Genomic DNA, 17,089 nt, shown 5'->3' with positions numbered 1-17,089 from the left:
GAATAAACCACCAACTTTTAAGTTTTTGGGCTTTACCCATTACTGCAGTAAGAGCCAAAGTGGTAAGTTTCGTGTTAAAAGGAAAACCGATAACAAGAAAATGAGAGCTAAGCTACATCAAATTAAGATTTGGCTAAAAGAAAACAGAACCAAAAGTGCCGACTTGATTATGGATAGAATACGAAGGTCACTTATAGGGTACTACAATTACTATTGCATTACTGATAATTCACCAACGGTGGATTTGTTTTGTGATTGTATCAGAAAGTTACTCTACAAATGGTTGAATCGAAGAAGCCAAAAGAAGTCCTTTAACTGGGAGAAGTTTGTACTATTTCTAAAGAAGTTTCCACTTCCAAGGCCAAGGGTGAAAGTAAGTATCTACGATCTGAGAAATCACATTACGTATATTCTGTGAAGGGTGATAGGAAGAGCCGTGTGCGGGAAAACCGCTCGCACGGTTCTGAGAGGGGGTGGAGCACAATCTGCCGGAGGCAGAGAGGTTCCATCCTACTCGACCCACCCAAATTTCCTCGAAAGATACTTGTTTTGCGTACTGTCACCACCCGAATTTTGTCGAAAATATGATTGTAGGCACCAACAATGAAGTGTACAATCGTCCTTAATAAAAGATTGATTTCTTAAACAAAAGACATATATTTATTTCAATTGCATAGGATATTATATCGATGTATAAATAAACTTGATATGTAAATACTGTGTTTAACAATTGTCAACATTAGGTATATAGTATATGATTGGTTTAGAATAGAAGATTGTAAATGTGAACGGAGGAGAGCGTATGAATATTAGAGGTTGGTTCGGTTATAATGGATCCATTCCAGATAGTTTGACAAACAATACTCTGGATAAACTCTTAGAACTATACTATACTGCCTTGACTCAATATTTCTCTGCGCCTGAGACAACAAATATCAATCAAATGATTCAACATCTAAGAGATACCAATCTTAATACAGATAGGAAACGTTTCTTAGAGTGGATGATTGAAACTGGTGCTAGTCAATTAAAAGATATTGCTGCCACTGAATTACCATATCACGATCAAATAATTGCAAAGCTTGAATATGACTATTATATTCTTGGAGAAGAGATGGATTTTGATTATCCGGAAGATGTTAGATCTACTCTGATAGGGATTGCTTGTCAGTTACCGGAATACTTTAAAGGATGTATAGAAACTTGCTCAACGCTTTCAATTACTTATCACGATAATTCAAGTGAGAGTGAATGGCTAAGTGATGTTAGCTTGACGGATATTTTAGAAAGTAACGATATATATGACAGGGAATACCTTGATTATGAAAAGCAGGAAATTATATATACGGTGTCGAATAGTGAAGGAGCTAATCAAATTAGCTCTCTTTTTTTTGTTACTTAGGAGGGGGATTTTGTTTATGTCGGTTTATGAAGCATATAAATGTATAGTTAATAGTGTCCAATTAGAGAAAGTAGAATTAGTGTCAATGAACTGTACACAAAAGAAAAAAGAAAGAACAGGGAATGTTTCAGTCTCAGTTCGTTTTAAAAGAAAAGTTGAATTAATAGATGATAAGACTGCTTTAATTTTCTTACATACCAAGGTTGGCGAGGGAAGCTGTCCGTTTGATTTTGAAATTGTATATTCGGGGAAATGTAAGTGTAAGAATGATTCAACAACTTCGACTTTTGAAGAGTATGCTGAAGCTCAAGTGATTCCATTATTGCTTCCATATGTTAGAGAATGTATTGCTAGCACTTTAGCTAGGATGGGTTTACCGATATTTACAATACCAACTATAGACGTTTTAAACTCATTTGAAGCAAACGACGCTTCTAAACATATAGAGGATTGATTTTATGACTGAGAATATATCAATTACATTTAAACGTACTGATCATCCTCCCATTTATGCAGAGGAAACAGCTAAGAATATTGCTGATTTCTTTAATATTAAGCAGAACTTAATTGCAGAGTTTTGTTATTTAATTCAAACGTCAAAACGATGGACAATGAATAATCTGTCGATAATGATTAACAAGTGGAAAAAGAACATTTTGAGGCTAATTGATGGCGATGATCTATATAAAATAGTGGATAATGGCTTTAGTCATTGTCAAAATGATCGAGATATACATATTTTAAGAGGTGCCATGTTAGAAGGAGTGTTGATCGGTTGCTCAGGTGGATCAAAAGTATTAGAAAAAGATACATATGGTTGGGGAGCAACAGTACATATTAAAGATGGAAAAAATATAAATCAAGTACAATATAACTGTATTTTGCATAAGAACATAGATTGCAAAAATAGGTCAACGATTGATTTAGGATATTGGAATGGTGAGTGTGGAGATTTCTACGAATGCAAAGTTCAACCAAAATCAATAGGTTGTAAAGAAATTATGTACATGGAATCTTTAAGAGAAATGTTAGAGAGTCACCACATTAAATATAATTTGTACTTTGTCTGTGCTTGTCCCAAAGTTGAAGTTAACATGAGGCTGAGAGATAAAGAGTTAGATAGATATTTTAAAGGCATTGGCGTAGAAGATTTAGAATTAATGGTTAGTGCGTGAGTAATTTTAGGTGCATGTTGAGTTAGTTTTCTGAATTTGCGTCCCTAGTGTAGTAAATAGATAGGAATAAAAAGAAAGACCACCGATTTCATAGTAAAATAAGTTTTGCGTGCCTGTCAGAGCGACCGAGCTTAGGTCGTAACATATAGCGGGTGGGATTCCGATCGAGTAAGAGCTAGCCACTCACTCGTAGCGAGTTTTGGAGGATAGGAGGTAACTTCTATCTTTAAGCGTAAACAGTTAGATAGTGGGCCGTAAACTACGGTTGAATGGATTGAGCCTCGAAATACCGTAAAGGCAGAAAGGTTCTTTCCTACTCGACCCACCCACGATATATATGCTTACTAGTCATATGTGCTTTACTCTTATATCCTAATTCACCAATTAAAGCGCGTGTTCAAATAGGTGGCAAATTGGAAGCAAGAAGATAAAGGCGGAGCTTTTTTGAGACCGGAATGCAGGTTTTTGCTACATGAGGACCAGAAAAACAAGCAGGCGCCGAGATTCGTAGCTTATCATTTGGTGACTTTTTGAACAACCTCTTAAACACTTCGCTTTATTTGTTTTCGCTTTCCCTAGTATGTTCAATTGTAATTATCGAAATTCGTCTTGTAATAAGGATAAGTCTTCATGAAAGATGTTTCTTAATTCATTTCCTAACTTATTTTCTATTTTTAGGACATATAACGTGGCGAATATCATCTTCTACAAAAGTTACCAATGTATTATTTTTTGTTCATTCACTATTAACTATATACAATTCCTTAGGTTTACGTCCCAGTACCTTCCGAATCAAGAGAGAATTGAAGTTACTAGAATTTTACTCGAATCATTTCCAATAAATGTTCCGGCTTCTACATACAGCATGTTTGTCATTTATGCTAAACTATGATTAAAACCAGACATAAAAAGTAGGGACTATCACATGGAGAGGTATTTATTTGCACTAAATCGTGAACTCTTTGATTTACAAGCAATGGAAATGGATGTAGGTTTGATTCATTTTTTTAAACAAATGGATATCGCAGATGATGTATTTGAAATGGAAAATGATAAAGGATTACGCAGGAAATTTTCTATTAATTGGGAAGAAGAGCTCCTCCAAGGGAGAGGAATAAAAGGGTTCTTTGCGCATTATTCTTCTGAATGGTTGACAATTGAATTCACAGAAGACAAGGGAATTACAGTAGTTGCTCCGGATATTCCTCCTTCAGAGCCTCTAGTTTCCGAATATCATAATACAGAACATACAAAAAAAGTAGTTGATTCGATTGTGGGTTTTACGAGCATTCCGGATAAATGGTTTCAGCTATACCAAATTGCTCAACTATTTAAAGTGGGAGCAAAACAAGAGGAGCTTGTTTGTTTGCCTTATGTACGGGAAATTGAACCATTTGAATACCAAACGAATACCGTTAAATCTGTGATTAATCGCTTTAAGGGACGGGTGCTACTAAGCGATGAAGTCGGACTTGGGAAAACCGTGGAAGCTGGGATGACTATGCTGGAGTACATCATGCGTGGATTAGTTCGAAAGATTTTAATACTCGTGCCGTCATCCCTTGTCGGACAATGGGAAAATGAAATGAAAAGGAAGTTTAATCAAGATTTTATACGAGCCGATGATCCTGACTTTAAAAAAATGGGAGACGAGGCTTGGGGGCATTATCCGAAAGTCATCGCCTCGATAGATATGGCCAAACGAAAGAATTATCGGGAAGCCATCACTGCGCAGCAGTTTGACTTAGTGATTGTAGATGAAGCCCACCATTTGAAAAATAGGGCTACACAAAAATGGCAATTTGTTAACGCGATTAATAAGAAATACATCTTTTTGCTGACCGCAACACCTGTTCAGAATCATCTTGAAGAGCTATACAATTTAATCACCCTATTAAAACCAGGACAATTAAGAACATACCGCTATTTTAAAAAGAATTTTGTGGAAAGTCGAGATGGCATTGAAGTAAAAAATGCAGATATACTTAAGAATCTTTTGGCAGATGTGATGATACGCAATAAACGGAGCAATGTCGATGTCACGTTTACGAAAAGATTTGCCCATACAAGAACGGTGATATTATCAGATCAGGAAAAGCAGTTATACGATGATATTAGTACATTTATCCGCAATCATTATAAAGAGCAGCATCCTGTTTTGAATCGCTTTCAACTGAAGAGTCTGCAAGAGCAGATCGGTAGTTCGACAATGGCCATTATCCCTTCGTTAGAAAGGCTTTATGCGAATGAGAAATTATCGTCATTTGATCGAAAGGTAATGAAAAGATTTCTTGACCGGGCAAATACGATTGCTCAAAATGAAACGGAAACCAACGCGAAAGTAGAGGAACTCCTTTCTATTTTGAGGGAATTTGGCGACAAGATGATTATTTTCACTAAGTATGCCACAACACAAGCTTATTTAAGCAGGCTATTAAGAAACCACGGATTACATGTAGCAGAGTTCCACGGTGGATTGCGGCGCAAAGAGAAGGAAGAGCAGGTTGCCTTCTTTAAAGAAAAAGCGGATGTATTAGTGAGTACGGAAGTTGGCGGGGAAGGAAGAAATCTACAGTTTTGTCATGGCATGATTAACTTTGATTTGCCATGGAATCCGATGGCAATTGAGCAGCGGATTGGCCGGATTCATCGTATTGGACAAGAGAAGGATGTATTTGTCTATAATCTCGCTTCCAAAGACACGATTGAATACTATATATTGGACTTATTAGATCGAAAAATTAATATGTTCGAGCTAGTCGTTGGGAAAGTAGATGCGATTCTTGGCGATTTAGAGGAAAAGGAAGATTTCTCGGAATTGGTGATGAACGCCTGGGCGAACGCAGAAACAACAGAAGAGGTTCAGTCTGAGTTGGACCAAATTGGACAAGTTCTGCTGGAAAATAAACAAAAATGGAAAAAACAAAAGGACTTGGACAATGATTTATTTTAGCGGAATCTATAAATTGATAGGAGGATTACGATGCAGCTGCAGCAATTTGTAACCGAAATTATAGACGAGCTTGGCGGATTCGTGGAACCTCTAGAATACGCATTATGCCATGTACTCATACCAGAAAAATATACGGGTTATTTTCAAAATAGATTCGAAATTCGTTTAGCTTTTGATTATGAAGTAGCACAGGAAAATCCAGATGCAGAGTTTGTTACGTTTGGGAGCTATATTCTAGAGCAACTACTTACCATTGTTCAAGAAAAGACACTAAGCACACTGCGTTTTGTTGAAATAGACCGACTGGAAGTAGGGAATCCATTAAAGAAGATAACTGATTTTCTTATGCATGAATCCGGTAAGATCGAGATTATTGAGGAAAAACCCATAATGGGGATATGGGCTGTTTTTCACTATCAATTAACCCATCTAACGGATGAAAAAAATGAAATGTTGGACCAAGTTTGGATTAATGTGTTAGCGGGTAGTATAGATGAAACGATGAAAGATAATCAAAATCGGATGACCTATCAACAGAAATCGCTCTATACCTATCCCATTCCTGTAGAAGTCGACATGACAAAGCTTTTGGAACAAGCAACAAATTATGTGAAACAAAAGGCAGAGCAGCAACACAGTCAATCCCAAAATTCTCATGCATTCGAGAAAGATATAACGAGAATAACAAACTACTATACAGAGCTGCAGAACGAAAATGATAAGCGGGCAAAGCGCATGGGTATAAGTGAAGAGAAAAAAGCAGAAATTAAAGCCAAGTCCACTGCCATCAAACTGGAAAAAGAAAAACAACTACAAGAAATTTATAATAAATATAATGGGCAAATAGAAGTGGATCTTGATAACGGAATTCTCTATTTTATTCCATTACAAGCATTTACAATAGAAATAAAATTTAGAGGAAAAACAAATCAAAGAATGATCTACTTCAATCCAATTATGAAACAATTTTTTGAATAGGTTTGGGTGACGGCTACCACCCAAATATTCCTAAAAAAGCACTTTAAATAACGTCTTTTGAGTAGCTTATTGTATTTAAAGTTGTTGCCCCTTAATTTTCTTTAGTAGCTTCGTAGTTTTTGATAGGTGATAGCAACTCGCCCATCAAAGCATGAATTCGAAAGTGAGATAATACCTTGGTTTCTACTAAGATGAGAGAATAATACCTTTTGCCTCATAAACAGAAAAACACTCATATCGGCTTTTAACGGGTTCGGTTTAGAGGTGCAAAACACCAATTCACAACCGAATTCGCATAACAATTCGCAAATGTTTTAACAAAAAATTAACAACAGGAAATACGGTTGATTTGGTATAAGTAGTTTAGGTTTGAAATAGAAATGAGCTTGGAAAAAGTATTCCAAGCTCCGTTATTATTTATTGCTTCGCTAATTCTTTAACCAAAATTAATATCCCTGAATTTCTTTTATGCTTCTTCCCCCTAAAAAGGCGTGTCCCATTTTCAGTTTTGCAACGGTTTTAAATCCATATTTTTGATAGACTTTTTCTATTTTTTCGTTAATAGGAAACACCCAAAGGTTTTCTAACTCTTTCTTAGCAACTTCTGATTGAATATAATGAATCAATTCACCTATTAATCCTTGCCCCCTGTAAGCCTCCAGAGTTGCAACACTTTCCATCCGTGCCTGATTATCATTGATAAAAATACAAGCTGTTGCACAGGCAATTCCATTGTACCGAAGTAAATAATGTATAAAACTAGGATGATTAAATTCTACCTCAAAAGCCTTTTCCCTAACTGCTTTGCCCCCAAATTCTGTAATACTGCATTCAATATTTAACGCTTCAGAATAATTCTTTTTTGTAACCAATTCAATAGAAATTTCCTTGCGATTTTCCTTTTCCAAAACCTTTTGTTCCCACAATTGAACAGGATTGATTAATTCTTCGAAACCGAAATGATTCGATTTAAGTTTGTCAACCAATTCTTGTTGAGCATCTAAGTTATAAATATAAAATCTAGGTATGATTTTTCTAGAATTATAAAAAGTTTTTACTTCATCAATTATTAACTTTGGATTATCAATAGCATCACTAATGTGAGCGTGATTTGCGTCATAATAATTCGGATGACTTTCATTGTAAAAAATTGCACCCCAGGACGTTTCTATTCGTTTTGCAAAGGTCTCAAGGTATGCAAAATCAAGTGAAAAAACATCTTTTAAATTCATCATATTTTACTCCTATATTTTGATATTTATTAAAGTTTAACATAAATATCCTATAATCCTTTGAAAAAGTCACTCTAATTTAATTGAGTGATTTGAATTGAAAAAAATGTTTCGATTTTTGTGTTTGTGGTGACAGGTACCGCAAAAAGTCAAGATTAATATTTCAGATGATGCTTCAAACATTAGTATTCATTAATTTGAGACTTACGATGATGATTTAATGAATCGGAAGGCTTGGCAATTAGTCTATTCCCATATACAGTCAGTACTGATCCAACAAGTATAATGATAATGCCAATAACAAGATTAGCGGTAAATGTTTCAGATAAAATAAAAAATGCCATGATAGGAGCGAGAGCCGGTTTGATAAAGAAAGGCAGCGATGCCATGGACAGATTCGAACGTTCCATGATGACAAAATAAAGGGCAAAAGCAATGCCTGTATTACCTATTCCTACGAGTAGGAGCACGAGGATATCATGCCAAGCTAGACCATGGATAACAGGAATTTCCTTAAATGATGCTAATGCCGGATGTTGCATGATTTCATTTTTTATAAAAGAAACATGCGTAAGGACGATGAGGACAAGCAATTCCAAACTACCTATAATGCAAGAAAAGGCAGTCATCGTCATGCCATTGATTCCTTTATACATGGCCGCCCATTTGGAAACGAAGCTGTATAGTCCGAATACCATAGCACCTAGAATTGCAAAAGTAATGCCGGCAGGGTCGGTTAAGTTTATTGGATTCACGATAACGATAAGACCAATAACCGAAAGAATCATTGATATGATTAGAGATCTTGATAATTTTTCTTTTAAAAATAGGGAGGAAAGAATCAAGGCGAAAATGGGATTGCTGCTAAATAAAACGGCCACTGTCGATGCTTTGGTATAATCCACCCCTAATTGATAAAACGTCATACTAACCACGACAAGAATTAATCCATTTAAGGCGAAAATACCCCAATGTCTGGCTTTTAAAGATAAACCTCGTTTCTTCAACGACCAGATTGTGAAGGGTAATAAAATGAGCCCACCAACGAGAAACCGGAGAAAGGTCAACTGAATCGAATTAAATGAAGCCCCTGCAATTTTGAGATTGATCTCCATTGAACTAATTAGGACACTGCATATCACTATATAAATAATGTTTTTCTTCATAATTAAATCTCCTCACTTAAATTTCCTATTAAAACCATATTATGATATATTGGATTATAAGCAAAATACATATTTTTATAAGAGGAGATAACTAAATGGTTATGAATATGAATAACTTGTATATATTCATTAAAGTAGCAGAAACCATGAATATTACGAACGCTTCTAAAGAACTTTTCATTTCGCAACCAGCTGTTAGTAAAGCATTGAAGAATTTAGAGGATATGCTTCATGTCAGGCTCTTCATTAGGGATAAGAAACAGGGGCTTATGCTTACCGATGTGGGAAAAGACATTCTCAAATTGGCTAGACAAATGCAATCCATCGAAGATAAAATTTATCAAATCGCCGATTATGAGAATAATTTAATCGGAAGTACAGTTAAAATAGGCTCTGTGCCCACAGTAACCGCCAATATATTGCCTAAGGTTCTTGCAACATTTCGTTTGCAGTATCCCCATGTTCAAATTAAATTAGTGGAAGGCTCGTCCAATCAAATTAAAGAATGGGTCGAGGATCGCGTCGTCGATATGGGCATTGTTGCCGCGCCATTTGATTCTTTTGAATCTGAAGCTCTTTATACAGATCATATCGTCGCAGTTGTTCCGGAAGATCATCGATTGAGCGAGGAAAATAAGATTAATTTACGAGAGAATCAGCATGAACTAATCTTTTGTAAAAGCGGACAAGAAATTACATTAGATAAACTATATGAAAAAAGTCATTGCGATTTAAAGAACAATTTAATCGTGCAAAATACGGAAACCCTCGTACGTATGGTTGAAAATAAATTGGGCATCGGTATTATTTCAATATTTTCACTTGCTTCGCAGCCGCATAACTTGGTTGTCAAGGCCATTCATCCACCTATTGATGTCGATGTTAGAATGATCACCCACTCATTTGAAGAGACGACCCCAGCAACCAAAGCCTTCATTAAAGCAATGAGTCAATGTACGTCTGAAATATTTGATTCTACTGCCACCGCCCAGATTTTGTCGAAAATTATTTATATCAAAAAGACATTAGCGTTGCATTAAATTAAATTCTTTGTGTCAATTGTTTTTTTGGAAGAAATCATTTTATGATTGAATATTCAGATACATATTTTATACACTGAATAAAAAAAGGAAAGCAAGGATATAAGAGGTAGATCTGATCCATAATTTGTAAACTATTTCTTTTTTCCATTTTATAAGAACAATGGGTCGTACACTAAGTCGTTTAAATGGCTCACCTCACCTTCGTTAAACTGCTGCTCGATCAGGAGAAATTCGTTCTCCCAGTCATATTTTCTACGTCCTTTTGACGTTCGAGTTGGGGATCTGAATAGTGATCGAACAAAAGTATCAAACCCTTGAAATAAAAGGTTTTTCAATGTGTCGTTTACTTCGAGTAGAGGGCCCTTATAACCCACTTTCTGTTGAAGTAAAACGTGTAGACAGTATGTGATGAGTGCGATCCATATTTGATTATAAACGGCATGTTGACTCTGTCCATAAAAGGTTTTGATCTTTAAGTGTTGCTTCATCCATTTGAAAAACGTTTCAATCTTCCACCGATAACGGTAAAGGTCGCCAATCTCTTTAGCTGATAAATCAAAGCAGTTGGTTATGATCGTGACGAGATTTCCTTCGATATCCTTTGTTTCAATCAGTCGTAAAGGTTGTGTCATTTTCGTTCCTGTTATTTCTTTTCCGAGATAGACGTCTTGGTCTTTAAAAATGTGTTGGGATGGATCAGGAACTTGTTCAGAAAGCACCTCAATTTGAGCGTTTTTCTTCACACGTGTAATAAAACGACCCTTTTCATGGCATAAGCGCTCAAACTGTTTATAGTCCGTATAACCACGATCAAACAAATAAATCGCATCAGGATCGATTTCAATCAATGCATTCATCTGTGTTCGATCAGCGTGTGTAGCAGGTAACAGTACGGCTTTGTCAGGAGCAGTGATCTCTTTCGTCACAACGACACGAAGGTGAAGGCGAATGCCAGCTTTTGTTTTTCTGAACCTCGCCCAAGGATACTGGCTCAAACTCATGCTCATGGTTGAAGAATCAATCACGTGCAGACGACCGATATCACGGACAAGTGGCTTATTCTTCATTTGAGCTTGAATTTTAAAGACCAAATGGTGAAAGATTTTTTCAAATAACTTCGGTGACAATTGCCCAAGCTTTCTTGACAGTTGGGATGTACTTATCGCCTCAAACTGTATGTGAGTTTGGAGTTCCTTCGTGTCTCTAAGCTTTTTGGATAATCGCGTTAAGCTTTTCGTTTCATTCAATTGCGCAATGATTAAGAGTTGAAGGAACTTATAAGCTGTCAATTTCTTAACATATTTGTCAAGATCAATCACGTTAATTAGCTTGGAAAAAGTTTTTTTATTAATTGCATCAAATAGTTCATTAATTGTAGGTTTTATGTTATTCTTGTCCATGAGATATTCCTTATATATTAGGATTTGGACAGAACTACCAAACCTAATTATAAGGATTTTTTTATGCCTTGAAAACACGTTTTTCCACAAAACTACTTGACAATCAAAGATAATGTTTGTGCAAAGCTAATGTCAAAAAGAGTAAATAGCCCCATACACGTGATGATGGTATGGGGCTTTGTTTACGACATTTTATCCTTCGGAAATGTCTGGACAATCGTGTTCGGCAGCTGCTGAAATAGTCTTATGGGCCTTTCACCACCCGAATTTATAGTATGTTTTTAGATTATGGTATAATTCTTTAAATTGGTTCATTTTTCTATTTTACATAACTGGGGGATAAGAGTATGAAGAAAAAGATAGGTAATACTATCGTAACTTTGTTTATAATCTTATTATTAATCATTATCGGACTATTATGGTTCCAAAAATATACAACTGGTGATATTAAAGAACGGGAAAAAATTCTTTCTGCAACTATGTGGGAGTTACAAAAAGAAGGATATTCTCAGAAAGATATTTTTAAAATTAGAGTAGATTATAATTGGGAGAAGGGTGGAAGGTTACCTTATCAAGTTATGGTAATTTTCAAAAAGGATAAAGCAAATTACATTGATTATGGATGGAATGATGTAAATCAAAAATATATAGAAAAATATAGTAGTGAAGCATCGGAATACAACAAAGATGGCACTTTGTATCACCAAAAGTAGTTATTTAGCCCTCTTCCAAATGGTTGAGGGCATAATATTATTGATTAGTTTACTGAAGATCCACTGATTGTTAATAGGCAAATTAAGACTGGCTTAATAAATATAAAACGCAGAATATGGCGAAAAGCTCTTTTTTGAACAGCTCAGGCTATAAGCTATCTGAAATAGTATAGAACAAATCATAAAATAGAGACTTGATTATGAGGATTGACATGAATAATGCTTAATGATAAGTCTTATTTCACTTGTAATACAACCAAGTGGTAGTATTAGAGTATTAAAGACAATAGCAATGTAAGGACTAGGCATATTAAATATTTATCTAAAAATTAAAATAACATTATCTATAGTCCAGATCAAATTACTTGCTCTCCAAAAAAATGTAAAATGTGAATGGTGTTATATTGAGAAGAAACTAGATCAGAGATAAGAAAAAAGGGGCTCGGTATTTCATGGTCAGAATAAAGGAGATAATGTGTTTGTGGTGACAGGTACCGCGAAAAGACATTTTCAACAATTATGTCCATATTGGAAGGACTAGTTATCACCAGAGTTTTATCGAGAAAAAGGTGTTTGTCACCACCCAAATTTCCTCGAAAGATACTTCCATTCTCCCTAATAAGATAAGTTATTTTGCCCGGATTTTTTTATTCTTGATAACTCTAGGGAAATGAGTATAATGTTTTGACAGTGAGTAATCATTGTTTAAATATTCCCAATATATTTTCCATGCCTGTTTTTTATCAACTATTTTATTAAACCATTCAATAGCATAACTCTTCTCTATATCTAATGAATAACCAAATTTTATATAATCCTCAAATAATTTTAACTTTACTTTGGTTAATTTATGGTTCTCTCTGAATGTGAGTTTATAAAGAAAATCATGATAGTCTTTTAATATTGAATTTTGACAAATCGCATTAACAAGGCCTTGTTTTCTATATTTAATAGCTAATTCTTTGTAATGATCAGGAACCCTCGTATCAACGATAAATTTCTGGATATCTTTCTCTGAACAATTAATTTCTTCGGCCATTTTTTTAACGTTCTCATTCGTCTTTTTGAGTGCATACATAATATACTCGTAATTAACCATGAAATATACTTTTTCTTTAAAACATGATCGCAAAAAAGTGAAACACCACTCAAGTTCGGAGATATTATTGTTGATAACAAAACAAGGGACTTTTTTATTAGGAGAAAGAACCTTTAATGAGTTGTATGCATTAATACCTTGTATCAGTAAGAGTTCATTAGCTGAATTCCGATACAAACGCATTAAAGGACCATCCGTATTTATTGCCAAACGGTAGTCTTTCTTTGCTGTCTTATCTAAAGGAAGGTAATGATGGAGAACCTTGATATCATTAGCTGCAAACCATTCGGACACCTTCATCAACTCCGATCTTCCTTATTGATAAAGGATATGAGATGAGTAGATCGTCCTATACACGAAATAATACTAAAATATTAGAGTTGGTGTCGAACAAATATGACTAAGATAAAAAGGGAAGGAGATAATTTATAGATTTTTTCAAGTAGAGGAGAATATCGATTTATGTCGAAGTATTAATTAAATGTTAGACATAGAATTATAGAGGATGTGGTTAAAATCGCTTATGCATTCATCTGATATAAAACTGCTTGAAAACAAAGATAATTTATTTAGATGTACTCTTTGTGAAGTCCTATTATTGACTATCATCATATTATTCCAGTTCCAATATAAATTAAAAGAGGTGAGATGATGGAAAGAGAGATGGAGATTACAGCATTTGTGGAAAAATTGGCGAGAATAAAGACAAACGAGTTAACATTTAATCAATATGCCTATGATCACACATTGGGAGAAACGACTCGCAACAATCTAAATCTTTATCTAAGAGTCATGAAAGACTTAGATTGTCATACTCTTTTGGTCGGTGAAGCGCCAGGATATAGAGGTTGTAGGTGGTCCGGAGTTCCATTTACAAGTGAATATATTTTAAATCAGCAGCACCAGCTATTTGGTACGCAGCAGAATCATACTCCTTTATATGCTCATACTTCACTACAGAAGGAAGCCAGTGCTACAATTGTCTGGCAAGCATTCCAAGACTTCGGTGTGTTTCCATTAATGTGGAATGCCTATCCTTTTCATCCTCATAAACTAGGCAATTATGAATCGAATCGAAAGCCAACTCGGAAAGAATTGATGATGGGAAAAGAATTTTTATTAGATCTTCTCGAATTATTTTCTATTGATCAAGTGGTTGCTATTGGAAACTGCGCTAAAGAATCATTAGATTTACTACAAATTGAAAGTACCAAGATTCGTCATCCATCGAATGGAGGGAAGGGTGAATTTAGAGAGGGAATTAGGCATCTATGTACGGGTGTTTAATATTGGAATTAGCAACATGAAGAATATGTCAAAAGACACCACCCGTTAATTATAAAACTAACGCCAAGCCAGTACTCTTTTTCATACACTGACTTGGCGTTTCCTTTTAAGACACTTTATCCTTTGGCAAGGTCTGGACAATCGCGTTCGGCAGCTGCTGAATGGAACGGTTGAGTTCATCAAGTTTTCCTTCGATCCGATAAAGCAAATAAAGAGTAACCATGATGGGGAAACCAACATCCTTTGCCATAGCGATCCATTGATCCATCATTTTAGCCTCCTTATCGGTTAAATATAATAAAAGAGGGGACCGCAAACCCCTCGTTTTGGCTTAGCTTAAGACAATATCCGTGACATTACGCTCAATGATTTTAGCTCCTTTCACTTTGACATAATCGCCTCCTGTCGAGTTGAAAATGTTTTGCGATAGAATCGTAGTTTGTGCAGCTTGAATAGCTGCTGGATTTACAGGTTCAAACGGGTTGTCTAAAGAAACGGTTGCCGTGCCGCCTTGGGCATTTTCAAATTGAAGTTGAAGTGTTTTCATGATTTTCACCTCCTTTTAATAAGAAAATTAGTTTTACTCATGGATTTGGAAGACATCCGTACGCTCGATGTCGATTAACGGGAGCGTTTGGAGTGGAGCGAGAGCTTGTGCCACAGCATAAACCGCATCTTGAGAAGCCGTTGCCTTAACATTTCGAAAGCTCTTCTTTTTCAAGATTTGCTTTCCTTTCTCGTCCAGTCCACCATCAAGGGCTAAGGAAAGAGCGGATGATAATGTATTTGCACTTGCCATGTTGATCACCTCCTTCACTCTATAAATCGCAGGTAGTAGATAGAAATGGTGAGTGAAAGGAGAAGTTGGTGACAGGCACCGCGAAAAGACATTCCCACTATAACAGTCCACCTCATATGGACACTGTAAATTAATTCCTATATAATGTAGGCACCGCACTTTGTTCAATTAGATAGGATTGTACGGCGACTGCACCAATTTGAATGCCTTTAGAACTCATTGTGAAGATCCTATAGAATATGGGTTTTAATATTAACACCTTATTTCACGTCATGTGAAAAATCATGAATAAGGTTAAAATTATAAAAGCTGGAATCTTAAAACAAGATATAAATTAGTCAATATGTTAAAATGTACCTGTAGGAACAAATATATATAATCTTTTTTAGAAGTAGGGTAAAAGCTTAATAATCTTTTAAACTATCATTATTGAAAAGAGGTATTTGTTATGAGTAAAGTAGCAGTTGTTACAGGTTCCGCTGGAGGATTAGGAAGAGGCATCGCTGAAAAATTATGTAGCAATGGGTTTAGCGTTGTTCTTCATGATATTAACGAAGATTTATTAAATAAGACGGTAGAAGAACTAAAAGGGAAAAACTTTGACGTAATCGGTGTAAAAGGAGACGTCTCTAAGCGTGAAGATCAATTTAATTTAGTTAAAGAAGCTGTTGATAAATTTGGTCATTTAGATGTTTTCGTCAATAATGCGGGTATTGACGCTGTAACGCCATTTTTACTAATTAAAGAAGACGAGTTGAATAGATTATTTAGAATTAATGTGAATGGTGTCGTGTTTGGTACACAAGCGGCAGCCGAACAATTTATTAGACAAAATACCAAAGGTAAAATCATTAATGCATGTAGTATTGCAGGACATGAAGCCTATGCTATGCTTGGTACATATTCCGCAACGAAACATGCCGTTCGATCTTTCACACATTCAGCTGCAAAAGAATTAGCAAAACATCAAATTACTGTTAATGCTTATTGCCCAGGTATTGCAAAAACAAAAATGTGGGATCGAATTGATGAAGAGATGGTTAAATATAGTGATGATTTAAAACCAGGGGAAGCATTCGAAAAATTCTCCTCAGAAATTGCATTACAAAGATATCAAACACCCGAAGATGTGGCTAATCTCGTAGACTTCTTAGCATCAGATGCTTCTGATTACATTACAGGTCAAGCGATCTTGACTGATGGTGGGCTTGTGTATAGATAGGGGTGCCAGTCTCACCCGAATTATGAACCCCGCTATTCTCAAAAACACAATGGGAATAGCGGGGTTTTTGTGTAGGTGAATATGTGGGTGACAGTCACTGCAAAAAGAAAAAGAGAGGGGATTTACTGATACATCATGAAACTGCTATTGGAAAAATAAATAAAAATGACAGACGAAGAATCAGTCCTCTGTAACGAGTTACACTGTTGAGGACTGACTGATTGTATCTGATGATGTGGTTAAATATTCCGGAATACACTTTCTAAATCATGATAGCCTTTTAAATCTTCTTTTTGGGGATCATCGGTTTCAACTGTCCATTCATTTTGTACCGGCCTTAAACCACCTTTTCCATTTTTCGAGTAAGAGGAATGGATATGGTAGGTCTTTCCATTTTTATTAACCGTGAAGCCGATATAATATCGATCATCTTGACCTTCTTCTTCAAAAATGCCGATATTATCAATATCATACTTATCGATATAGGATTGAAAAGATTGTTGTAATTCATTAATAATTTGTTCCCGAGATAAGAATTCCATTTTGATACCTCTTTCCTGAATACAACCAATATTCATATGTAATAATTCTTAGCGAATATTTCATAAAAAAATTTAATG

18 protein-coding genes are annotated in these 17,089 nt (G+C 35.4%); 10 read left to right on the top strand and 8 right to left on the bottom strand.

The features are described from left to right. Window positions 1-100: 100 nt before the first annotated feature. From FG390_RS16120 to FG390_RS14395, 6 genes are all read left to right on the top strand, one after another. Complete coding sequence (locus FG390_RS16120; RefSeq protein ID WP_258311687.1) at window positions 101-418, top strand: group II intron maturase-specific domain-containing protein; 318 nt, start codon at window positions 101-103, stop codon at window positions 416-418. Between the two features lie 384 nt (window positions 419-802). After that, window positions 803-1,402, top strand: coding sequence for a hypothetical protein (locus FG390_RS14415; protein ID WP_141191736.1), 600 nt, complete (start codon window positions 803-805; stop codon window positions 1,400-1,402). Window positions 1,403-1,418: 16 nt separating this feature from the next. Continuing rightward, the gene (locus FG390_RS14410) at window positions 1,419-1,856 is read left to right on the top strand and encodes a protein-export chaperone SecB (RefSeq protein WP_181406511.1); all 438 of its coding nucleotides are present in this window, start codon (window positions 1,419-1,421) and stop codon (window positions 1,854-1,856) included. 4 nt (window positions 1,857-1,860) lie between these two features. Continuing rightward, complete coding sequence (locus FG390_RS14405; RefSeq protein ID WP_141191734.1) at window positions 1,861-2,577, top strand: hypothetical protein; 717 nt, start codon at window positions 1,861-1,863, stop codon at window positions 2,575-2,577. A 925-nt stretch (window positions 2,578-3,502) separates the two neighbouring features. Continuing rightward, window positions 3,503-5,530 carry a DEAD/DEAH box helicase gene (locus FG390_RS14400; RefSeq protein WP_141191733.1) on the top strand — a complete coding sequence of 676 codons (2,028 nt, stop codon included), beginning with the start codon at window positions 3,503-3,505 and terminating at the stop codon, window positions 5,528-5,530. A gap of 30 nt (window positions 5,531-5,560) precedes the next feature. Further along, window positions 5,561-6,508, top strand: coding sequence for a hypothetical protein (locus tag FG390_RS14395; RefSeq protein ID WP_141191732.1), 948 nt, complete (start codon window positions 5,561-5,563; stop codon window positions 6,506-6,508). Window positions 6,509-6,954: 446 nt separating this feature from the next. Here FG390_RS14395 and FG390_RS14390 read toward each other — a convergent pair whose 3' ends face one another. Both FG390_RS14390 and FG390_RS14385 read right to left on the bottom strand, forming a co-directional pair. After that, on the bottom strand, window positions 6,955-7,743 hold the full coding sequence (locus FG390_RS14390; RefSeq protein WP_141191731.1) for a GNAT family N-acetyltransferase: 789 nt from the start codon (window positions 7,741-7,743) through the stop codon (window positions 6,955-6,957). Window positions 7,744-7,922: 179 nt separating this feature from the next. Beyond that, entirely contained in the window at window positions 7,923-8,906 is a 984-nt protein-coding gene (locus FG390_RS14385; protein WP_141191730.1) for a DMT family transporter, read from the bottom strand. Between the two features lie 95 nt (window positions 8,907-9,001). Here FG390_RS14385 and FG390_RS14380 point away from each other — a divergent pair, with 95 nt between their 5' ends. After that, a complete protein-coding gene (locus FG390_RS14380; protein ID WP_141191729.1) occupies window positions 9,002-9,946 on the top strand; it encodes a LysR family transcriptional regulator in 945 nt (314 codons plus the stop codon). 152 nt (window positions 9,947-10,098) lie between these two features. On the opposite strand, the gene FG390_RS14375 is transcribed toward FG390_RS14380, so the two are convergent. Continuing rightward, on the bottom strand, window positions 10,099-11,349 hold the full coding sequence (locus FG390_RS14375; RefSeq protein WP_141191728.1) for an IS4 family transposase: 1,251 nt from the start codon (window positions 11,347-11,349) through the stop codon (window positions 10,099-10,101). A gap of 347 nt (window positions 11,350-11,696) precedes the next feature. Here FG390_RS14375 and FG390_RS14370 point away from each other — a divergent pair, with 347 nt between their 5' ends. Then, the gene (locus tag FG390_RS14370) at window positions 11,697-12,062 is read left to right on the top strand and encodes a DUF3139 domain-containing protein (RefSeq protein ID WP_141191727.1); all 366 of its coding nucleotides are present in this window, start codon (window positions 11,697-11,699) and stop codon (window positions 12,060-12,062) included. A 628-nt stretch (window positions 12,063-12,690) separates the two neighbouring features. Here the strand turns inward: FG390_RS14370 and FG390_RS14365 are convergent. After that, window positions 12,691-13,464 (bottom strand): hypothetical protein, encoded by a 774-nt coding sequence (locus FG390_RS14365; RefSeq protein ID WP_141191726.1) that lies wholly within the window; start codon window positions 13,462-13,464, stop codon window positions 12,691-12,693. A gap of 345 nt (window positions 13,465-13,809) precedes the next feature. Between FG390_RS14365 and FG390_RS14360 the strand changes: the two genes are divergently transcribed. Then, a complete protein-coding gene (locus FG390_RS14360) occupies window positions 13,810-14,448 on the top strand; it encodes a uracil-DNA glycosylase (RefSeq protein ID WP_141191725.1) in 639 nt (212 codons plus the stop codon). 106 nt (window positions 14,449-14,554) lie between these two features. Here the strand turns inward: FG390_RS14360 and FG390_RS14355 are convergent, their stop codons facing one another. From FG390_RS14355 to FG390_RS14345, 3 genes are read right to left on the bottom strand one after another with little or no spacing between them, the layout of a single operon-like run. After that, the gene (locus FG390_RS14355) at window positions 14,555-14,719 is read right to left on the bottom strand and encodes a YvrJ family protein (protein WP_373681555.1); all 165 of its coding nucleotides are present in this window, start codon (window positions 14,717-14,719) and stop codon (window positions 14,555-14,557) included. Between the two features lie 60 nt (window positions 14,720-14,779). Then, window positions 14,780-14,995 (bottom strand): DUF2922 domain-containing protein, encoded by a 216-nt coding sequence (locus FG390_RS14350; protein ID WP_141191724.1) that lies wholly within the window; start codon window positions 14,993-14,995, stop codon window positions 14,780-14,782. 33 nt (window positions 14,996-15,028) lie between these two features. Further along, window positions 15,029-15,247 (bottom strand): DUF1659 domain-containing protein, encoded by a 219-nt coding sequence (locus FG390_RS14345; protein WP_141191723.1) that lies wholly within the window; start codon window positions 15,245-15,247, stop codon window positions 15,029-15,031. A 448-nt stretch (window positions 15,248-15,695) separates the two neighbouring features. On the opposite strand from FG390_RS14345, the gene FG390_RS14340 reads away from it, so the two are divergent. Further along, a complete protein-coding gene (locus FG390_RS14340) occupies window positions 15,696-16,469 on the top strand; it encodes an acetoin reductase (protein WP_141191722.1) in 774 nt (257 codons plus the stop codon). 239 nt (window positions 16,470-16,708) lie between these two features. Here the strand turns inward: FG390_RS14340 and FG390_RS14335 are convergent, their stop codons facing one another. After that, window positions 16,709-17,011, bottom strand: a complete 303-nt coding sequence (locus FG390_RS14335) for a DUF5634 family protein (RefSeq protein ID WP_141191721.1) — start codon at window positions 17,009-17,011, stop codon at window positions 16,709-16,711. Window positions 17,012-17,089 lie beyond the last annotated feature (78 nt).

This window comes from Terrilactibacillus laevilacticus (assembly GCF_006517395.1).
Classification (GTDB): Bacteria; Bacillota; Bacilli; order Bacillales; family Sporolactobacillaceae; genus Terrilactibacillus; species Terrilactibacillus laevilacticus.
This window is presented reverse-complemented; position numbering and strand designations above follow the sequence as displayed.

What these genes read in the sequence shown, in the direction of transcription:
- FG390_RS16120 (WP_258311687.1), top strand. Translation starts at nt 101, where the DNA reads ATGAGAGCTAAGCTACATCAAATTAAGATTTGGCTAAAAGAAAACAGA.
- FG390_RS14415 (WP_141191736.1), top strand. Translation starts at nt 803, where the DNA reads ATGAATATTAGAGGTTGGTTCGGTTATAATGGATCCATTCCAGATAGT.
- FG390_RS14410 (WP_181406511.1), top strand. Translation starts at nt 1,419, where the DNA reads ATGTCGGTTTATGAAGCATATAAATGTATAGTTAATAGTGTCCAATTA.
- FG390_RS14405 (WP_141191734.1), top strand. Translation starts at nt 1,861, where the DNA reads ATGACTGAGAATATATCAATTACATTTAAACGTACTGATCATCCTCCC.
- FG390_RS14400 (WP_141191733.1), top strand. Translation starts at nt 3,503, where the DNA reads ATGGAGAGGTATTTATTTGCACTAAATCGTGAACTCTTTGATTTACAA.
- FG390_RS14395 (WP_141191732.1), top strand. Translation starts at nt 5,561, where the DNA reads ATGCAGCTGCAGCAATTTGTAACCGAAATTATAGACGAGCTTGGCGGA.
- FG390_RS14390 (WP_141191731.1), bottom strand. Translation starts at nt 7,743, where the DNA reads ATGATGAATTTAAAAGATGTTTTTTCACTTGATTTTGCATACCTTGAG.
- FG390_RS14385 (WP_141191730.1), bottom strand. Translation starts at nt 8,906, where the DNA reads ATGAAGAAAAACATTATTTATATAGTGATATGCAGTGTCCTAATTAGT.
- FG390_RS14380 (WP_141191729.1), top strand. Translation starts at nt 9,002, where the DNA reads ATGGTTATGAATATGAATAACTTGTATATATTCATTAAAGTAGCAGAA.
- FG390_RS14375 (WP_141191728.1), bottom strand. Translation starts at nt 11,349, where the DNA reads ATGGACAAGAATAACATAAAACCTACAATTAATGAACTATTTGATGCA.
- FG390_RS14370 (WP_141191727.1), top strand. Translation starts at nt 11,697, where the DNA reads ATGAAGAAAAAGATAGGTAATACTATCGTAACTTTGTTTATAATCTTA.
- FG390_RS14360 (WP_141191725.1), top strand. Translation starts at nt 13,810, where the DNA reads ATGATGGAAAGAGAGATGGAGATTACAGCATTTGTGGAAAAATTGGCG.
- FG390_RS14355 (WP_373681555.1), bottom strand. Translation starts at nt 14,719, where the DNA reads ATGATGGATCAATGGATCGCTATGGCAAAGGATGTTGGTTTCCCCATC.
- FG390_RS14350 (WP_141191724.1), bottom strand. Translation starts at nt 14,995, where the DNA reads ATGAAAACACTTCAACTTCAATTTGAAAATGCCCAAGGCGGCACGGCA.
- FG390_RS14345 (WP_141191723.1), bottom strand. Translation starts at nt 15,247, where the DNA reads ATGGCAAGTGCAAATACATTATCATCCGCTCTTTCCTTAGCCCTTGAT.
- FG390_RS14340 (WP_141191722.1), top strand. Translation starts at nt 15,696, where the DNA reads ATGAGTAAAGTAGCAGTTGTTACAGGTTCCGCTGGAGGATTAGGAAGA.
- FG390_RS14335 (WP_141191721.1), bottom strand. Translation starts at nt 17,011, where the DNA reads ATGGAATTCTTATCTCGGGAACAAATTATTAATGAATTACAACAATCT.